Annotated in this window: 15 protein-coding genes; 4 read left to right on the plus strand and 11 right to left on the minus strand. The window is 70.5% G+C overall.

Translation table 11 applies throughout. The features are described 5' to 3' along the window. Nucleotides 1-4: 4 nt before the first annotated feature. Nucleotides 5-1,582: an ABC transporter substrate-binding protein gene (locus AB0C27_RS12360; protein ID WP_357841906.1), complete on the minus strand. Its 1,578-nt coding sequence runs from the start codon at nucleotides 1,580-1,582 to the stop codon at nucleotides 5-7. Nucleotides 1,583-1,605: 23 nt separating this feature from the next. Then, nucleotides 1,606-1,776 (minus strand): hypothetical protein, encoded by a 171-nt coding sequence (locus AB0C27_RS12365; RefSeq protein WP_346115026.1) that lies wholly within the window; start codon nucleotides 1,774-1,776, stop codon nucleotides 1,606-1,608. Here AB0C27_RS12365 and AB0C27_RS12370 point away from each other — a divergent pair, their 5' ends adjacent. Continuing rightward, on the plus strand, nucleotides 1,777-2,334 hold the full coding sequence (locus AB0C27_RS12370; RefSeq protein WP_346115027.1) for an Lrp/AsnC family transcriptional regulator: 558 nt from the start codon (nucleotides 1,777-1,779) through the stop codon (nucleotides 2,332-2,334). Nucleotides 2,335-2,487: 153 nt separating this feature from the next. Here the strand turns inward: AB0C27_RS12370 and AB0C27_RS12375 are convergent, their stop codons facing one another. Further along, nucleotides 2,488-2,823, minus strand: coding sequence for a hypothetical protein (locus AB0C27_RS12375; RefSeq protein WP_357841909.1), 336 nt, complete (start codon nucleotides 2,821-2,823; stop codon nucleotides 2,488-2,490). A 1,107-nt stretch (nucleotides 2,824-3,930) separates the two neighbouring features. Between AB0C27_RS12375 and AB0C27_RS12380 the strand changes: the two genes are divergently transcribed. Together AB0C27_RS12380 and AB0C27_RS12385 are read left to right on the plus strand one after the other, a co-directional pair. Continuing rightward, nucleotides 3,931-4,698, plus strand: coding sequence for a hypothetical protein (locus AB0C27_RS12380; protein WP_357841912.1), 768 nt, complete (start codon nucleotides 3,931-3,933; stop codon nucleotides 4,696-4,698). Between the two features lie 2 nt (nucleotides 4,699-4,700). Next, nucleotides 4,701-5,477: a hypothetical protein gene (locus tag AB0C27_RS12385; protein ID WP_357841915.1), complete on the plus strand. Its 777-nt coding sequence runs from the start codon at nucleotides 4,701-4,703 to the stop codon at nucleotides 5,475-5,477. Between the two features lie 259 nt (nucleotides 5,478-5,736). Here AB0C27_RS12385 and AB0C27_RS12390 read toward each other — a convergent pair whose 3' ends face one another. From AB0C27_RS12390 to AB0C27_RS12410, 5 genes are all read right to left on the minus strand, one after another. After that, nucleotides 5,737-7,482, minus strand: a complete 1,746-nt coding sequence (locus AB0C27_RS12390; RefSeq protein ID WP_357841918.1) for a CotH kinase family protein — start codon at nucleotides 7,480-7,482, stop codon at nucleotides 5,737-5,739. A 10-nt stretch (nucleotides 7,483-7,492) separates the two neighbouring features. After that, the gene (locus AB0C27_RS12395) at nucleotides 7,493-8,179 is read right to left on the minus strand and encodes a DUF4956 domain-containing protein (RefSeq protein WP_357841921.1); all 687 of its coding nucleotides are present in this window, start codon (nucleotides 8,177-8,179) and stop codon (nucleotides 7,493-7,495) included. Beyond that, nucleotides 8,176-9,126 carry a VTC domain-containing protein gene (locus AB0C27_RS12400; protein ID WP_357841925.1) on the minus strand — a complete coding sequence of 317 codons (951 nt, stop codon included), beginning with the start codon at nucleotides 9,124-9,126 and terminating at the stop codon, nucleotides 8,176-8,178. Before AB0C27_RS12400 ends, AB0C27_RS12395 begins: the two co-directional genes overlap by 4 nt. Before the next feature lie 86 nt (nucleotides 9,127-9,212). After that, nucleotides 9,213-10,748 (minus strand): HAMP domain-containing sensor histidine kinase, encoded by a 1,536-nt coding sequence (locus AB0C27_RS12405; protein ID WP_357841928.1) that lies wholly within the window; start codon nucleotides 10,746-10,748, stop codon nucleotides 9,213-9,215. Nucleotides 10,749-10,812: 64 nt separating this feature from the next. Continuing rightward, a complete protein-coding gene (locus tag AB0C27_RS12410; protein ID WP_357841931.1) occupies nucleotides 10,813-11,529 on the minus strand; it encodes a response regulator transcription factor in 717 nt (238 codons plus the stop codon). Nucleotides 11,530-11,630: 101 nt separating this feature from the next. Here AB0C27_RS12410 and AB0C27_RS12415 point away from each other — a divergent pair, with 101 nt between their 5' ends. Further along, nucleotides 11,631-12,404, plus strand: a complete 774-nt coding sequence (locus tag AB0C27_RS12415; protein ID WP_357841934.1) for a phosphotransferase — start codon at nucleotides 11,631-11,633, stop codon at nucleotides 12,402-12,404. A gap of 25 nt (nucleotides 12,405-12,429) precedes the next feature. Here AB0C27_RS12415 and AB0C27_RS12420 read toward each other — a convergent pair whose 3' ends face one another. The 3 genes from AB0C27_RS12420 to AB0C27_RS12430 are packed head-to-tail and all read right to left on the minus strand — an operon-like array spanning nucleotide 12,430 to nucleotide 15,569. Then, on the minus strand, nucleotides 12,430-13,338 hold the full coding sequence (locus tag AB0C27_RS12420; RefSeq protein ID WP_357841937.1) for a carbohydrate ABC transporter permease: 909 nt from the start codon (nucleotides 13,336-13,338) through the stop codon (nucleotides 12,430-12,432). A 3-nt stretch (nucleotides 13,339-13,341) separates the two neighbouring features. After that, nucleotides 13,342-14,256, minus strand: coding sequence for a sugar ABC transporter permease (locus AB0C27_RS12425; protein ID WP_357841940.1), 915 nt, complete (start codon nucleotides 14,254-14,256; stop codon nucleotides 13,342-13,344). Continuing rightward, complete coding sequence (locus AB0C27_RS12430) at nucleotides 14,253-15,569, minus strand: extracellular solute-binding protein (RefSeq protein ID WP_357841943.1); 1,317 nt, start codon at nucleotides 15,567-15,569, stop codon at nucleotides 14,253-14,255. The genes AB0C27_RS12425 and AB0C27_RS12430 overlap by 4 nt, the downstream gene beginning before the upstream one ends. Nucleotides 15,570-15,733: the final 164 nt, after the last annotated feature.

The raw sequence follows: 15,733 nt of genomic DNA on the forward strand, positions 1-15,733 counted from the left end.
GCCCTTACTTCGCGCCGAGGTCGGCGACGTCCACCGTCCACACGGGGTGGTACTCGAGGCCGGTCACCGACGCGGCGGTCACGATGTTCTGGCCCGGCTGGATCAGCGGCACGAACGGGCCCGAGGCGTTCAGCTTCGTCTGGACGTCCACGTACGCGGCCCCGCGCGCCTCGTCGCCGATCGTGACGGCGGCCTTGTCGCCCGCGGCCTCGATCTCCTTCGCCGCGCCCTTCTTCCAGCCGGCCCGCAGGCCCACCGTCTTACCGGGCAGGAAGGCGAGGTAGTCGCTCGGGTCGGGGTAGTCGGGGCCCCAGTACCACAGGCCCATCTCCTCCTTGCCGTTGCGGTAGTTGTCCAGCGCCGTCGTGACCGGCGCCGGCTGCAGGTCGACCGTGATGCCGACCTCCTTGAGGTTGGCCTGGATGCGCTCGGCCAGCGGCTGGAACGACAGGCCGTTCACGGTCAGCTCGCTCGGGTACTCCAGCTTGACCGTCGGGTTGGACAGCCCGCTGGCGGCCAGCGCCGCCTTGGCGCCCTCGACGTCGCGCTTGGCCCCCTGGTCGGCGGGCAGGGCGCCGAGGAGCTGCGACGGGATCACGCCGGGGGCCTGCGTCGAGCCCTCGCCGGCCAGTTCCAGCAGTCCGGCGTAGTCCACGCCCTTGCGCACGGCCTCGACGAACTTGGGGTTCGTGGTCGTCTTGCTGATGCCGGAGTCCTGGTTGGCCAGCAGGAAGATGACGTTCGCCGACGGGGTCTTCTTCACCTGGAGGGTCGCGGGCATGCCGGTGACCTGGTCGCCCGACAGGTTGAGCGCCACCTGGCTGTCACCGCGCTGGACGTTCAGCTTCTGGGTGGCGGCCTCGACGTTGCGGATGACGACCTTGTCGTAGGCGGGCTTGGTCCCGTAGTACTTCGGGTTCGCCTTGAGCGTGACCTGGCTGCTCACGTTGAACGACTCGATCTGGTACGGGCCCGAGCCGGCCGAGGAGGCGTTCAGGTACTGCTCGGCCTTGTCCTGCGGGTCCGTCGTCGCACCGTTCTGCTTGGCGAGCTTGCTGTTGATGATGCCGAGGGCCGGGTTCGGCAGGATGAACGGCAGGGCCGGGTTGGCCGCCTTCGACGTCAGCGTGATCGTCGAGTCGTCGGTCTTGGCCACCTCGACGCCGTCCAGCAGGAAGGACGGCGTACCCTTCATGTCACGCACCCGCGTGAGCGAGAACACCACGTCGTCGGCCGTCAGCGGTGAGCCGTCGGCGAACGTGGCCCCCTGCTTCAGCTTGAGCGTCAGCGTCTTGCCGTCCTCGGACAGCTCGTACGACTCGGCCAGCGCCGGCACCGGCTTGGTCACGTCGGCCCCGTCGAACGTCAGCAGCGTCTCGTAGACCGCCTTGCCGATGATCAGGCCGGTCGGCTCGTACGTGCGGCCCGGGTCGGCCGTCTTGAGGTCGAAGGAGGTGTCGATGACGAGGGTCTTGCCCCCGGCCGCGGCCGGGGTCTGCGAGGTGCCGCCGCCGCTTCCGCAGGCGGCGAGGGCGAGTGCACCGGCGAGCAGCACAGCCGCCGTCTGCGAGCGGGTCGCCATGTAGTTCCTCCAAAATTGGACGTTCAGCAGAAGGATGTCGAGGATTGTCCGGCAGAACGTCCAGGCTCTGTGCGGTCAGCAAGACGGATATAAAGTGCGGTGAGGTAATGATGAGTGAAATTTCCAGAAATGGTGTCGGCGGTGCCGGTCAACCTGGACGGATCGGCATCGGGCTCGAACTGGACGACGTCCACATGAAGATCCTCGAGGTCCTGCGCGAGAACGGCCGGATCTCGGTGGCCGCGCTGGCCGAGCGGGTGGGCATCTCGCGCGCCAACGCCTACACCCGCTTCGAGGCACTGCGCGCCGACGGCGCGATCAAGCGCTTCACCGCCGAGATCGACCACGTCAGGACCGGGCTCGGCATCACGGCGCTGATCTTCGTGACCGTACGCCAGCAGATGTGGAAGCAGTTCAGGGCCGAGCTGGCCAGGATGCCGGAGGTGGAGTACTGCGCGATCACCACCGGCCAGCACGACGCCATGATCCAGGTACGGGTCTCCGACGTGGCCGCCGTGCACACCATGGTGACCGACCGGCTGGCCAACATCCCCGCCGTCAAGGCGACGGAGACGGTGTTCATCCTGGACGAGGTGCTCAGGCGGCCGTACGTGCTGCCGAGCGACGGCGACCGTGACCGGCCGCGCGCCCCGCGACGACCGGCTCCTGAGGCGCAGGGGGACGTGCCGCTCGGCAAGATGCGCTTCGTCGGCGCCGCCGAGGGCCGCGCCGCCCTGCGCAAGGACGGCTGACGTCTCTCACCAGGACGGCCGCCTCCCTGCACCAGAAGGATCGAAGACCTGCGCTGCTGCGTCAGGACGGCTGACGGGTGTGCTCGGCTCGGGGACGGTCTTTATGTGCGCGCTCAGCTCGGGGACGGCTGACGTGCGCGCTCGGCTCGGCGATCAGGCCACTTCGGCGCACACACTCACGTGCGGCGTGTCATCCCCCTCGAACGCGAACTCCTCCACCAGCCGCAGCCGCCCGTTTTCACCGGCCTCGATGCGGCTGGTGCTCCTCCCGGCCGCCTTGCCTCCGGCCACCAGTGCGTGCACGTAGGTGATCGACACCTGGTCACCGTCCCTGGTGCCGACGAAGCGCCCCTGGGTCACGGTGTCGCCCGTGTAGCTGCCCCACACCACCTCGTCGTCCTCCCAGTACTCGAACCGGGTGGGGCTGTCGGGGTTCACCACGCTCGCCGTGGAGCTCACCATCACGAATTTACGGCCGTTGAGATTCACGCCCCCTATGGTCCCCAGATTCCCGAAATATCACCAAACCGTTGGACATTTGGTGATGCTCCCCAGTCAACCCCGCCAATCCGTCCAGCAACCCGCCCCACAACCCACGATCACCAAGCCCCCGTCCACCGCCCCGGCTCCCAGGGCCGGCTCCCACCCTCGCTCCCGGCTGCCGTCCTCAGCCGCCGGCGGCGCTCCCAGCTCCCTGCCTCGCGTCCGGCTCCCGCCTACCGATCCCCACCAGCGATCCCTCCACCGGGGTCCCGTCACCCGGACCTTAGAGCAGGTCCCCTGGCGCCGATGGCATGGTGGCGCTGATCGGGACGGCGGCGGTGATGGCACGGTTGCGTCGATGCGTCGATGCGTCGATGCGTCGGCGGGCGGCGGGCCTTGGGCGGAGGGCGTTTGGGCGATGGCGCCCGGTGGGTCGGCGTCACGAAGGGGCGGTGACCGGGGTGGTGTGGGTGGCTGGAGTTGATCTGCGTGCTGGAGGGAGGTCACACCCGGGGGAATCCCTAGGTCGGACCCTGACGCGCCGTATCCGGAAATATCCCACCATGTGAGGCGTCCCTGTGGGAGGGGCGCAGTGTGGATCTTCAGGCCGTTCGCGGAGGGACGGCCGGGGTCCTCGCCGCGCAGGGGAAGGTGCCCGACGGCCCCCGTGGAGCAGCTGCCACGTCGCAGCGCCGGTCCTCGCCATACCGGCGCCGGGTCCGCGGCCATCGGGGCGGCCCGCACGTAGCCATGCGGGCCGCCCCGAGTGCCTTCACCCCCGCAGAGACATCTTTCGGGCACCTGCCCGGAGGCGGCGCTCCGGGGTGGTTGCCTCCGGCAGCGCCGCCTCACGAGGGATGCCGCCTCACGAGGGATGCCGCCTCGCAGGAGGTGTTGCCTCGTAAGGGATGCCGCCTCACCGGGCCGTCCATCGACAGTGACATCGCCGCACGCGGACACCCCTCGAATGCCGTCTGTGCCGGTCCGGGGGCGCGACTCGCGGGGCCGGGCATGGGGTTGCCCGGGACTTTACCTTTCACCGCCTGACGCCATCATTGCGCTGTGTGATAGTAATGTGACACTGCGTATCCGAAAGAGATCCGGGAGATCTTCATGGTGGCGTACACGCTCTCGATCTTGGCGGCGGTAGGCGCGGTGGCGCTCACCGCGCTGCTGTTCAGGCGGGTGACGAGAGCGGGCGAGGACCGCGATCCCAGCGGCCCGTCCGCCGCGCACGCCGGGGCGATGCTCTCGGCCATGTTCCTGCTGGTGTTCGCGATCGCGATCATCGTGCCATGGACCACGGCCGACGCCGCCAGGCTCAACACCCACGCCGAGAGTCAGGCCGCGGTCGACGCCTACTGGGCCGCCGCCGACCTGCCCGGCTCCGCGCCGGAGGAGGTGCGGCGGTCGTTGCGCGACTACGTGGCGTTCGTCGTGAGAGACGAGTGGCCGGTCATGGCCGACGGCAAGATGCACCCGGTCGGCGCCGAGCGGATGGACGACCTGCGCAGCCGCGTCACCGAGTTGCAGACGAGCGACAACGACGAGGAAGATGCCAAGGCCGGCGTGCTGGAGCAGCTCAGCGCCATCTCCACGGCCCGCGCCCAGCGCACCGCCGACGCCGCCGCGTCGCCGCCCGACGGGCTGCTGCTGCTGACGATCCTCACGGGCGTGCTGGTCGTCGTCTTCCCGTTCCTCGCCGGGGCCAGGCCGCGCGGGCTGGCGATGCTGCCGCTGCTGGCGACGGCCGCGCTGCTGGGTTTCGGCACCTACCTGACCTGGGACATCTCCCGCGCCTTCGCCGGGCCGCTGGCGGTCGGGCCGGAAGCGTTCCAGGGGGCGCTGCAGGAGTTCGCCCGGATCACCGGGGGGATGTGACCGTGGCAGCCGGACGCGCGCCGCTGCTGCTCGCCGCCACTCTCCTCACCACCGCCGCCGCCGTCGGCCCCGTTTCAGCCGTCGGCGATCCCCGATCCGTCCGCACGCCGGCGACGACCACAGCGGTGTACGCCGGTCAAGGCTCGATGGTGGCGGCTGGGTGGGCACGAGGGGTGGCGGCGGTGCCGGTGGCGGCTGCCGGGTTGGGGCGAGGGCCGGCGGCGACGGTGCTGCCGGGGGTGGTGCCACTGGCGGGTCCTGGGCGGGTGCCGGTGAGGGGGTGGGGTGGTGGGCGGGTGCCGTCGCCCAGGCCCGTGCCGAAGGTGTCCGTACGGCCGCCCGTCCCGCCCAGGGGCGTCACCGTGGGTCCGACGGTGAAGGTGCCCCGGGTGTCGGTACGGCGCGCGCCCCGGCCCAAGGTGTCGATCTCGATCCCGAACGTGAACCGGCGGGCCGCGCCCGAGATCACGCTGCCCCACGTGACGATCTACCCGGACGGTGTGTGCTCGGGCGCGGTCGAGGTGGGGGAGTGCCCGCGCCGCAGGTCCAGGGCGGAGGCGCGCAAGGTCGTGCCTCCCGCGCCGCCCGCGTCCCTCGTTGAGCCGGTACGTGTGCCCCCTCCGCCGACCCCGACCCCCACGCCGTCGGCCCGGTCGCACGTCAAACGCCTCGAACCGCCGGCCAGGCGGGACAACCCCCTGAACACCGTGCTGCTGACGGTCGCGCTGGTCACGGTCATCAGCTCGACGACGGCGGTCGCGTTCCGCCGGACCCGATGATCAGGCGAGGCCGGGGATAGGGGAGCGGCTCCCCTGGTCAGGGACGGCTTGGGGTGACCAGGCGGGTGGCTCGCCTGGTCAGGTGAGTGAGCCGGGATCACCCAGTTCGCTCCCCTGGTCAGGTGAGCGAACTGGGTGATCAGGCGAACCGGTCCTCGGTCAGGCGAACCGCTTCTCGGTCAGGCGGGCGAGCCGGTGAACCGGCTGACGGATCCCTGGTCAGGCGAGTAAGCCCATTGGCAGGTCGGCGGATCCGTGATCACGCGAGGGACTTGAGGGCTTTGGTGCGGGTTTCGAGGGTCTCGCGGAGGGTGGTCGCCTCCTTCTCGGCCTTGGTGGTGTCGGCGCGCTCATTGCGTCCGTACGCGGCCAGCGCCTGGTCCAGCAGGCCCGTGGCCGTGCCGTTGGCCAGCAGCTTGCGGTAGAGGGCGGCGTACTCGCGCTTGTACAGCTTGTTGAATTCGGCGTTGGCCAGGAACTTCTCCTTCAGGGCGTGGCCGATCCGCATGCCGCCTCCCGGCCCGCCCGCCCGCTGACCGGCCTGGGGTTGCCCCGCCTGGGACTGCTCAGCCGGGGACTGCTCAGCCTGTGACTGGTTGGGCTGGGACAGGTCGGACTGGGACTGGGTCGGCCTGGCCGTGCGAGGGAAGCCCATGCTGATCGTGTCGTCGGGGCCGGCGGTGGCGTTGCCGTTGAGGGCGAAGTTGAGGTCCCAGCTGATCACCTTGAACGTGGCCGTGTCCAGGTCGTACCAGAGGTAGTAGTTGCGCCCGGGGCCGGCCATGTCGTCGAAGTTGAGCAGGAGGTTCTGCAGAGCGACATATCGGGCGAACGACTGCACGTCCAGCCGCGTGGCCAGCCCCGTGGCGAACTCCTCGGCCGACGACTGCTCCACCCACTTGATCAGGTCGATGACGGGCTGCAGGTCGCGCTCGCCTTTCAGGTTGACCTGCTTGAAGTCGTCCACGTACTCGGTCTGGTCCTCGCCCTGGTAGGCGAACTGGCTGGAGGCCAGGGACTTGTACAGGACGCCGTGGCCGAGGCGTTCGGCGTACCCCTCGTCCAGGTACTCGACCAGGAGGCGCGGTGCCGCGGCGCGGCCGTTGACCGAGAAGGAGGCGTAGGCCGAGCGCTGCGTCGGCTCGCCCGCCGCGCCCACCATGGCGATGGCCAGGGCCTCGTTCAGGAGGGCCGAGGACTGCGCGGCGGCCGGGCGTACGGCGAGCTGGGTGTGGCCCTGGTAACGGCGGCCCTCGACGAACTCGTCGAAACTGATCAGCCACGGCAGGTTCTCCGGCTCCTCGGCCTTGAGTGAGGCGCCGAACCCGCCGGGCCGCCCGCCCCCTGGCTGATCGGCGCCGGGCTGAGCCTGGCCACCGTTCTGGGTCTGGCCGTCGCTCTGCTTCTGGCCATCGGACTGGGTCTGCCCGTTCCCCTGCGTCTGCCCGTCACCCTGGGTCTGCCCGTCACCCTGGGTCTGGCCGTCCCCCTGGGTCTGGCCGTCGGGTTGAGTCTGGCCGTCCGGCGGCTGGAAGCCGTTCGGTGGGCGGAGGCCGTCGGGTGGTTGCCCGCCCGGCATGCCGCCCGCCCGCCCGGACCGCACCCGCGACTGCCCCTTCCAGGTGAGCCCCTGCAGCGTCGAGTTGCCCTTGAGCCGGATGCCCACGCTCGGGATCCTGGTCCCGTCGATGGTCAGGTCCGCCTCGACGTACTTCTTGTCGCCGTCCTTGAAGTACTCGGTCAGCATGTCCTGATAGCTCTCGTCCCGGAACGTCAGGGTCACCTGGTGCGGCGCGGAGGCGTCGAACAGTTCCTGCGACCCGGTGAGGTTCCGCACGGCGGCGTCGGTCCCGGCGGTGCCGGAGGCGGTGACGTATGGGCGGACGGTGCCGCTGCCGAGCACCCCCCAGCACGTTGCCAGGAAAGCCGCGCACAGGGCCACCAGCTTCCAGTGGTGCCGGAGTTTGACGGGAACGCGGTGCTTGAGCCGCTTCGGCTGTGCCATGACGGGGACCTCACAGGTCCGTCTGGTCGTATCCGGTCAGGACCGTGACCGACTGGCCGTGGTTGCGTTCGCGCAGCGCGGCGATGAGGTCGGCGGGTTCGGCGCCCTTCTTGATCTTCGTCGTGTACATGAGCTCGACCAGCGCGCCCGCCCTGATCGACTCCATGCTGACCAGCTCGAACTCGTCGGTGTGGCGCAGCAGCACGTCCTGGATCGCCTGGGTGTAGTCCTCGTCGGAGGGCACCTGCACCTTGACGACCTGGCGGCGTACGTTCAGCCGGAACCAGTCGAAGCGGTGCATCACCACGATGATCAGCGAGATGGCCACCGCGGCCACCACGGCCAGCAGGTAGAAGCGGGTGCCGACGGCCATGCCGACGCCCATCACCAGGAAGATGAACCCGACGTCGCGGGTCTCCTTGATGGCGTTGCGGAAGCGCACCACCGACAGGGCGCCGACCAGGGCGAAGGCGCGGGCGATGTTCGAGCCGACGACCAGCATGATCAGCGAGATGAGCATGCCGAGGACGGGCAGCATCTGCACGTATGACTGGCTGTAGGAGACGTTGCGGTGCGTCGCCCGGTAGACCCAGCCGATCATCGCGCTGAGCACGAACGACAGGGACATCGCGATCGCGATGTCGGCCACGCTGAACGTGCCGGACAGGTCCTGGAACGAGAAGTCCATGGGGGTCATGCCTCCGGGGGAGCCGTCAGAGCCGACGCGCGGCCGTGGTTCAGGTCAAAGTCGGGATGGGAGTCGGGGCGAGGGGCGGGGCGGGGGTCATACAGAGGGTCGAGGTCGTGGCCGGGGATGTGGAAGATCGAGCGCGGCGCCAGCCCGTACGCCTCCACGCTCTGGCAGTACTTGGAGACCCGGATCACCTGAAGGTTCCGCTTCGCGGTCAGGTCGGTCAGCCAGTACGGCACCCGCTCGTTCGCCTTGACCTCCACGATCGTCTTCCCGGCGGGCACGATCAGCCGGTTCTCGGCGTCGGCGGCGAGGTGGAAGTCCCGGTCCCGCCCGCGTACCCGCTGGTCGAAGGTCACCCGCAGGCCCACGTCGGCGCCGCGGCCCACGTACGCGTGCCGCTGGTAGCCGGTCATCGCGGTGGCCCGCAGGTCGAGCCGGCAGACGAGGTCGAGCACCTCCTCCAGGAAGCCGCGCTCCGACGGCTCGTGCTCGACCAGCTCGCGCCCGTCGCACAGCAGCAGCGCGTCCCGGTACGGCAGCCGCACCCGGCGCTTCTGCGTGACCCGGTTGACCCGCTGCTTGATCTCGACGTGCACGGGGGTGTCGGGCGTGACCGCGAACCGGTCACCGTAATGGCGCACGCGCAGTTTCCTGCGGAACTTCAGGCCCTCGATCTTCTCCCAGTAGAAGCGGAGCCGCCGGGTGTCGTAGTAGACGCTCCAGACGCCGTACCCGGCGTCGCCGCTGTAGCGGTCGCGGTCGAGCAGGCCCTCGATCTCCTCACGCAGCTCGCCGGCTGTCCGCGCGTCCACGAGATACTTGATCTCGTACCGGTTGAACGCGTGCAGCCTGCTGGGCGAGCGCAGCGCGTGCCCCGCCTCGCCGGGGTCCTGGCGGGGGAGCGCGGGCCGGTCCGCGGAGACGGCGCGCCTGCGGAATCCACGCAGCATGTCTTTCCTTCCGTGTCAGCCCACAGGTGACCGCACCAACCTGGGAATAATGTGTGAACCACACCAGGACGGAAGGTGAACGACGGCTAACCCCCGGGGCTGCGTACGGGGAGCAGGACCTGGAAGACCGTGCCCCGGCCGGGACGGCTGCGCACCTCGATCCGGCCGTCGTGCGCCTCGACCAGCGCCGCCGCGATGGCCAGCCCCAGCCCGGTCCCACCACCCCGGCCGCCGGTCCGGCCGCCGTCGGAACCACCCGGGCCGCCGGTCCGGAAACCCCCGTCGCCGCCGGGGAAGCCACCCTCGCTGGCACCCCCGCCGCCGGGGCCGTCGGCAAAGTCGCCGCCGGGGGAGCGGGCAGGGTCGGCGCGGTAGAAGCGTTCGAAGACGTGTGGCAGGTGCTCGGGATCGATCCCCGGCCCCTCGTCACGCACCTCGACGAGCGCCGTAGCCGGATCGCGTGCGCCCACCAGCACCCGTACGCCCGCCCCCTCCGGCGTGTGCGCCACGGCGTTGCCGACCAGGTTCTCCACCACCCGGTGCAGGCGGTGCTCGTCCCCGATCACCCGCACCGGCCGCTCGCCCAGCACCAGCTCGATCGAGCGCCCGGGATGTCGGGCCCGCGCGCCGTGCACCACGTCACCGGCGATGACGTGCAAGTCCACCTCGGTCAGGTCCAGCGCTCGCTCCTGGTCCAGCCGCGCCAGCAGCAGCAGGTCCGCCACCAGCACGCCCATCCGCTCCGCCTCGCTCTCGATCCGGCTCAGCAGCCGCGCCACGGCCGGGTCCTGCTCGTTCCCGCCGTGCCGGTACAGCTCGGCGAACCCGCGGATGGAGGTCAGCGGCGTGCGCAGCTCGTGCGAGGCGTCGGCGAGGAAGTGGCGCAGCCGCCGCTCCGAGCGCTCCCGCTGGCGCAGTGCCTCGGCGAGGCGGCCGAGCATGACGTTGAGCGCGTGGCCGAGCCGCCCGGTCTCGGTACGCGGGTCGCTGTCGGACACCCGCCGCTCCAGGTCGCCCGCCGCGATGGCGGTGGCCGTACGCTCCATCCTGGTCAGCGGGCGCAGCCCGAGCCGTACCACGGCGTGCGCGAGCGTCCCCAGCAGGACCAGCACCAGCGCGCCCGACGCCGCCTCGATGAGCAGCAACTGCCGTACGGTGGCGCGGTTGTCGGCCAGGGAGATCGAGACCGCGGCCCGGTTGCCGTCCGGCAGGCGCAGCACGATCGTGCGCCACTCGTCCGCGCCCGACCTGGCCGGCACCGTGAACGGCCCCGGCGGCGGGTCGATCACCGCGCGGGCGGGAACGGCGGGCCCCTGGCCGGAGCCGGGCAGGCGGCGCAGCTCCGCCCCCGACGGGGTGAAGAAGGCGACCCGGAACTGGCTGGGCAGCTCCACGTCCCGGTCCGGCGGCGGCGACGCCGGCGGGGGCGGTGGCGGGCGCCTGGCGAACGAGGCGGCGAAGTCGGTGAGCTGCGTGTCCACCCGCGACATCAGCGACCGGTCGAGCAGCAGCACCCCCGCCGCCGCGAACACCGCCAGCGCCGCCGCCGACAGCCCCAGCAGCGCGGCCAGCAGCCGCCGCCGCAACGGCCACACCCGCCCCAGCGGGCGCACCAGCCTCATCCGCCGCACCGCCCCACGCCCACCTGGTCGATCTCACCCGCCGGCCCTGGCATCCCCGTCCGGCTCATCGGCCGCGTTCCAGCAGGCGCTGGTCACGCAGCGAGTACCCGACCCCGCGCAACGTGTGGATCAGCGGCGGCCCATCGGCGTCGATCTTGCGCCGCAGGTAGCTGATGTACGACTCCACGATCCGGCTGTCGGTCCCGAAGCCGTGGTCCCACACGCGGTCGAGGATCTGCGACTTGCTGACCACCCGCTCCGCGTTGATCATCAGGTACCGCAGCAACCCGAACTCGGTCGGCGACAGGTGCACGGGCCGCCCGCCCCGCCGGACGACGCGGGTCTCCTCGTCCAGCTCCAGATCGGCGTACCGCAGCAGCCCGTCGTCGCAGGACTCCTCGCGCGGCCCCGTACGGCGCAGGATGGCGCGGATGCGCAGCACCACCTCCTCCAGGCTGAACGGCTTGGTGACGTAGTCGTCGCCGCCCGCCGTCAGCCCCGCGATCCGGTCGGCCACCGTGTCCCGCGCGGTCAGGAACAGCACCGGCGGCCCGCCGCCGTCCGGCCGCAGCCGCTGCGCCACCGCGAACCCGTCGAGGTCGGGCAGCATCACGTCCAGCAGGATGATGTCGGGGCGCTCCCGCCCGACGGCGTCGAGGGCCTGCGTGGCCGACGCGGCCGTGCGCACCCGGAACCCGTTCAGCTCCAGGGCGTCGAGCAGCAGTTCGCGGATGTTGGGCTCGTCGTCCACCACGAGCACCACGGGTGAGTTGGCCGGCATGACGCCTGTTCTACCCGCTCCACCTGGGAATTCGGTGAAAAACGCGATGCGTGGCCGCCGGGCCGCGTGGCACACTGACCGGACGCGATCAAGGAGGGGCGGTGCCCGGGGAAGAGGTGCTGACCGGCGGCGGGGTCAACCACGTGGTCAGGGCGGGCGCCACCGTACGCCGTCCGGCCGGCCCCTGGACGCCGGCCGTGCACGCGCTGCTGCGCCACCTGCAGGCGCGCGGGTTCACCGGCGCGCCGCGCGCGCACGGGCTCGACGAGCAGGGGCGGGAGGTTCTCGACTTCGTGCCGGGCGAGGCCGCCGACTACCCGCTGCCCGCGTGGTCGCGCACCGACGACGCCCTGGCCGGGGCGGCCCGGCTGCTGCGCGGCTACCACGACGCCACCGCGGGCTTCGCGGCCCCGCCGGACGCGGTCTGGTACTTCCCGCCGGTCGAGCCGGCCGAGGTCGTCTGCCACGGCGACGTGGCGCCGTACAACTGCGTGTTCCGGCAAGGGCGGCCGGTCGCGCTGATCGACTTCGACACGGCGCACCCGGGCCCCCGGATATGGGACGTGGCCTACGCCGCCTACCGGTTCCTGCCGCTGCACCAGCCGGGCGACGTCGACGGCCTGCCGCTCGGCGAGCAGGCGCGCCGGCTACGGCTGTTCGCCGACGCCTACGGGCTCGGCGAGGCCGATCGCGCGGCGCTGGTGCGCACGGCGCGGGCCCGCCTGGAACACCTGGTCGCCTTCATGCGCGAACGCGCCGCCGCGGGCGACGCGGCCTTCGCCGGCCACGTCGCCCGCGGGGACGACCGCTTCTATGAGGCCCACATGGAGCACCTGAGCCGCCACGAGAGCGCTCTCACAAGCGCGCTCACATGACGCGCTCACATGAAGGGCGGGCGGCTCACTTGCTGAAGCCCGCCGTGAGACCGCTGAGCAGCTGGCGGCGGCCCACCACGTACAGCAGGAGGATGGGCAGCGTGGTCAGCACGACCGAGGCCAGCACCGCGGGCACGTTGATGCTGTACTGACCCTGGAACGACCACAGCGCCAGCGGCAGCGTGCGCTTGTCGGGGCTCTGCGTGAGGATCAGCGGCAGCAGGAACCCGTTCCAGATCTGCAGCGCGTTGTAGACGGTCACCGTGACCACGGCCGGGCGGGTCAGCGGGAACGCCAGCCGCCACATCGTCACCTGCTCGGTCGCGCCGTCGATCCGCATCGAGTCGAACAGTTCCTTCGGCACGTCCCTGATGAAGTTGGCCAGGATCAGCACCGACAGGGGGATGGCGAAGGCGATCGACGGCAGGATCAGCGCCATCAGCGTGTCGTACAGGCCCAGCTTGATGATGATCAGGTAGATCGGGATCACCGTGGCCTGCAGCGGGATCGCCAGCCCCATGAGGAACAGCGAGTTCGTGTAGCGCAGGAACCGGCTCTCGCGGCCCGCCCGCACGATCGCGTACGCCGCCATGAAGCTGAACAGCACGGCCGGGATGACGGCGCCGAGCGTGGCGATGACGCTGTTGATGAAGTACTGCGGGAAGTCCGCCTCGATGACCATGCGGTAGTTGGCCAGCGTCGGCTCCGACGGCGGCATGAGCGGGTTCTCGGCGTAGTACTTGCTCTGCGACTTGAAGCTGGTGATGACGATCCAGTAGATCGGCACGATCACGATCGCCAGCCAGATCACGCTGCTCACGCCGGCCAGCCAGTTGGGACGCTCGCGGCTGCGGCGCTGCCTGCGGCGGTGGCCCCGCGGCTCCGGGCCGGGAGAGGCGATCTGCTCGGGGGCTCTGGTGGGGACGGTCGTCATGCGTCAGGCCCCTTCGAGCTGGCTGTGGGAGGAGTCGCGGCCGCCGAGCCGGCGCAGCAGCAGCGCCAGGACGAGGCCGACGAGGACGAGGATGACCGCGATCGCGCTGGCCGGCCCCATGAGGTTGGCCTGGAAGCCGCGCTTGTACATGTCCAGGGCCAGCACCCGGGTGGCGTCGCCGGGACCGCCCGCGGTGAGCACGAAGATCAGGTCGAAGAAGGTCAGCGAGCCGACCACCATGAGCGTCGACGACGTGATGATCGTGTACTTGAGCTGCGGCAGCGTGATGCTGAAGAAGCGGCGGACGCGGCCCGCGCCGTCGAGCTCCGCGGCCTCGTACATCGAGCGCGGGATCTGCCGCACGCCGCCCTGGTAGATCAGCGAGTGGAACGGGATGAACTGCCAGGACACCACGAAGATGACCACGCTGAAGGCCAGCACCGGATCGCCCAGCCAGTCCTGCACCAGAATGGGGATCTGCAACCCCGCGCCGAGGCCGAAGTTCGGGTCGAGCAGCGCCTTGAACGTGATCGCCAGCGCCGCCGAGCTGAGCAGCAGCGGGATGAAGTACAGCACCGACAGGATCGCGCGATAACGCTGCTGCCCGGCCAGGAAGACGCCCATGAGGATGCTCGCCGGCGTCTGGACCGCCCAGGATGCCGCCATGACGAGGAAGGTGATCCACAACGCGTGCGGCAGGCCGGGGTCGCTCAGCACGGCCCGCCAGCTGTCGAACCCGGCGGGATGGATCTCGCCGAGCCCGTCCCACGCGGTGAAGCTCAGCACGAGGACGCCGATCAGCGGGATCACGCCGAAGGCGACGAAGAACAGCAGGGCGGGAAGGGCCAGCCAGCTGAGGGAGCCGCCGCCCCGGCCCGCCTTCGCGGAGGGCCGGGTGGCGGTCGCTACCGCGCTCACTTGCCGATGACCGCGTTCATGTTCGTGGCGAACTGCTGCGGCGAGATCGACAGCTGGAAGAGCTTGGAGATGTTGTCGAGCAGCACTTCGGCGGCGGTCGGGCTGAGCGCCTGGTCCCAGGACTGGGCGAAGGACTTGGCGTTGACCGCGATGCCGTACACGAAGTCGAGGAACGCCTTGTCCTTGGAGCCGGCGAACTGGGCGTCGGCGCCCTTGACGATCGGCACCGCGCCGGTCGACACCCACTCCTTGACGGACTGGTCGCTCATCAGCTCGGTGGAGAAGAACTTCTTGGCGATCTCCTTCTGCTCCGGCGTGGCCTTGGAGGAGATCGACATGTACTGGCCGGGGTTGCCGACGGTGTTGCCGGGGTCGCCCTTGCCGCCGTCGATCGGCGGGAAGTTCATGTAGCCGAGGTTGCCGCCGGAGACGAAGTCGCCGCCGTCGGTGGACATGCTGCCGTACGTCCAGCCGCCGTGCAGCATCATCGCGGCCTTGCCGGTGTAGAGCAGCGCCTGGTCGGCGTTGGAGTCGGCGGTGATCGAGGAGAAGCCCTTGACGAACCCGTCGGCCTTGATCAGCTCCTGCATCTTGCCCAGGGCGTCGATGGCGACCGGGTTGTTCCAGGCGTCCTTCTCGCCGTCGAACACGGCCTGGAACACCTCGGGGCCGCCCAGGCGGTCGAAGAGGAACTCCAGCCACATCATGTTGGTCCAGCGCGACTGCCCGCCGAGCGAGAACGGCGCGATGCCCTTGGCGTTGAACTTGGGCACCAGGTCCATGATGTCCCCCCACGACTGCGGGGGCTGGGCGCCGATCTTGTCGAAGGCGCGCTTGTCGTAGTAGAGGACGATCGGCTGCATCGTCTCGCACGGCATCGCGTAGATCTTGCCGTCGATGGTGGCCGCGCCGAAGGAGGAGGGGAACAGCCGGTCCTTGAGTGCCGCGTTCTGGCCGAACCACTCGGTCAGGTCGTCGACCTGGCCGGCCTGCACGTAGCTGCGCAGACCGCCGCCGCCCCAGCCCCAGATGAGGGTGGGTGCCTGGCCGGCGCCGATGGCCGTCTTGATCTTCGTCTTGTACGCGTCGTTCTGGAACGTCGTACCGGTGATCTTGCCGTTGGGGTTGGCCTTGTTGAACCGCTCGACCGTCCTGGTGCGCACGCCCTCCTGCGGCTGCGTCGACAGGTACCAATAGGTAGCGCCGCCGCCACCACCGCCGCCACCCGTGGCGCCGGTGCCTCCGCCCGCGCCGGTCTGGGTGGGTCCCGAGGTGCCGCACGCGGCGAGCGCGGCTCCCAGGGGAAGGCCCATGGAGAGGCTGAGGAATGTGCGGCGAGACGTTGTCCTGGACTCCACGCTGATCTCCGTACTCGAATGCCGCGGGCCGGGGGGTCGCGGCGCGTCTGGTCACTGGATGCGCAACTGGATGAGTTGGCCGACGGTCGTGGAACGGCATCGCGGCGATGCCACTCTTC

The organism is Nonomuraea sp. NPDC048882, from assembly GCF_040649755.1.
GTDB classification, from domain to species: domain Bacteria; phylum Actinomycetota; class Actinomycetes; order Streptosporangiales; family Streptosporangiaceae; genus Nonomuraea; species Nonomuraea maheshkhaliensis.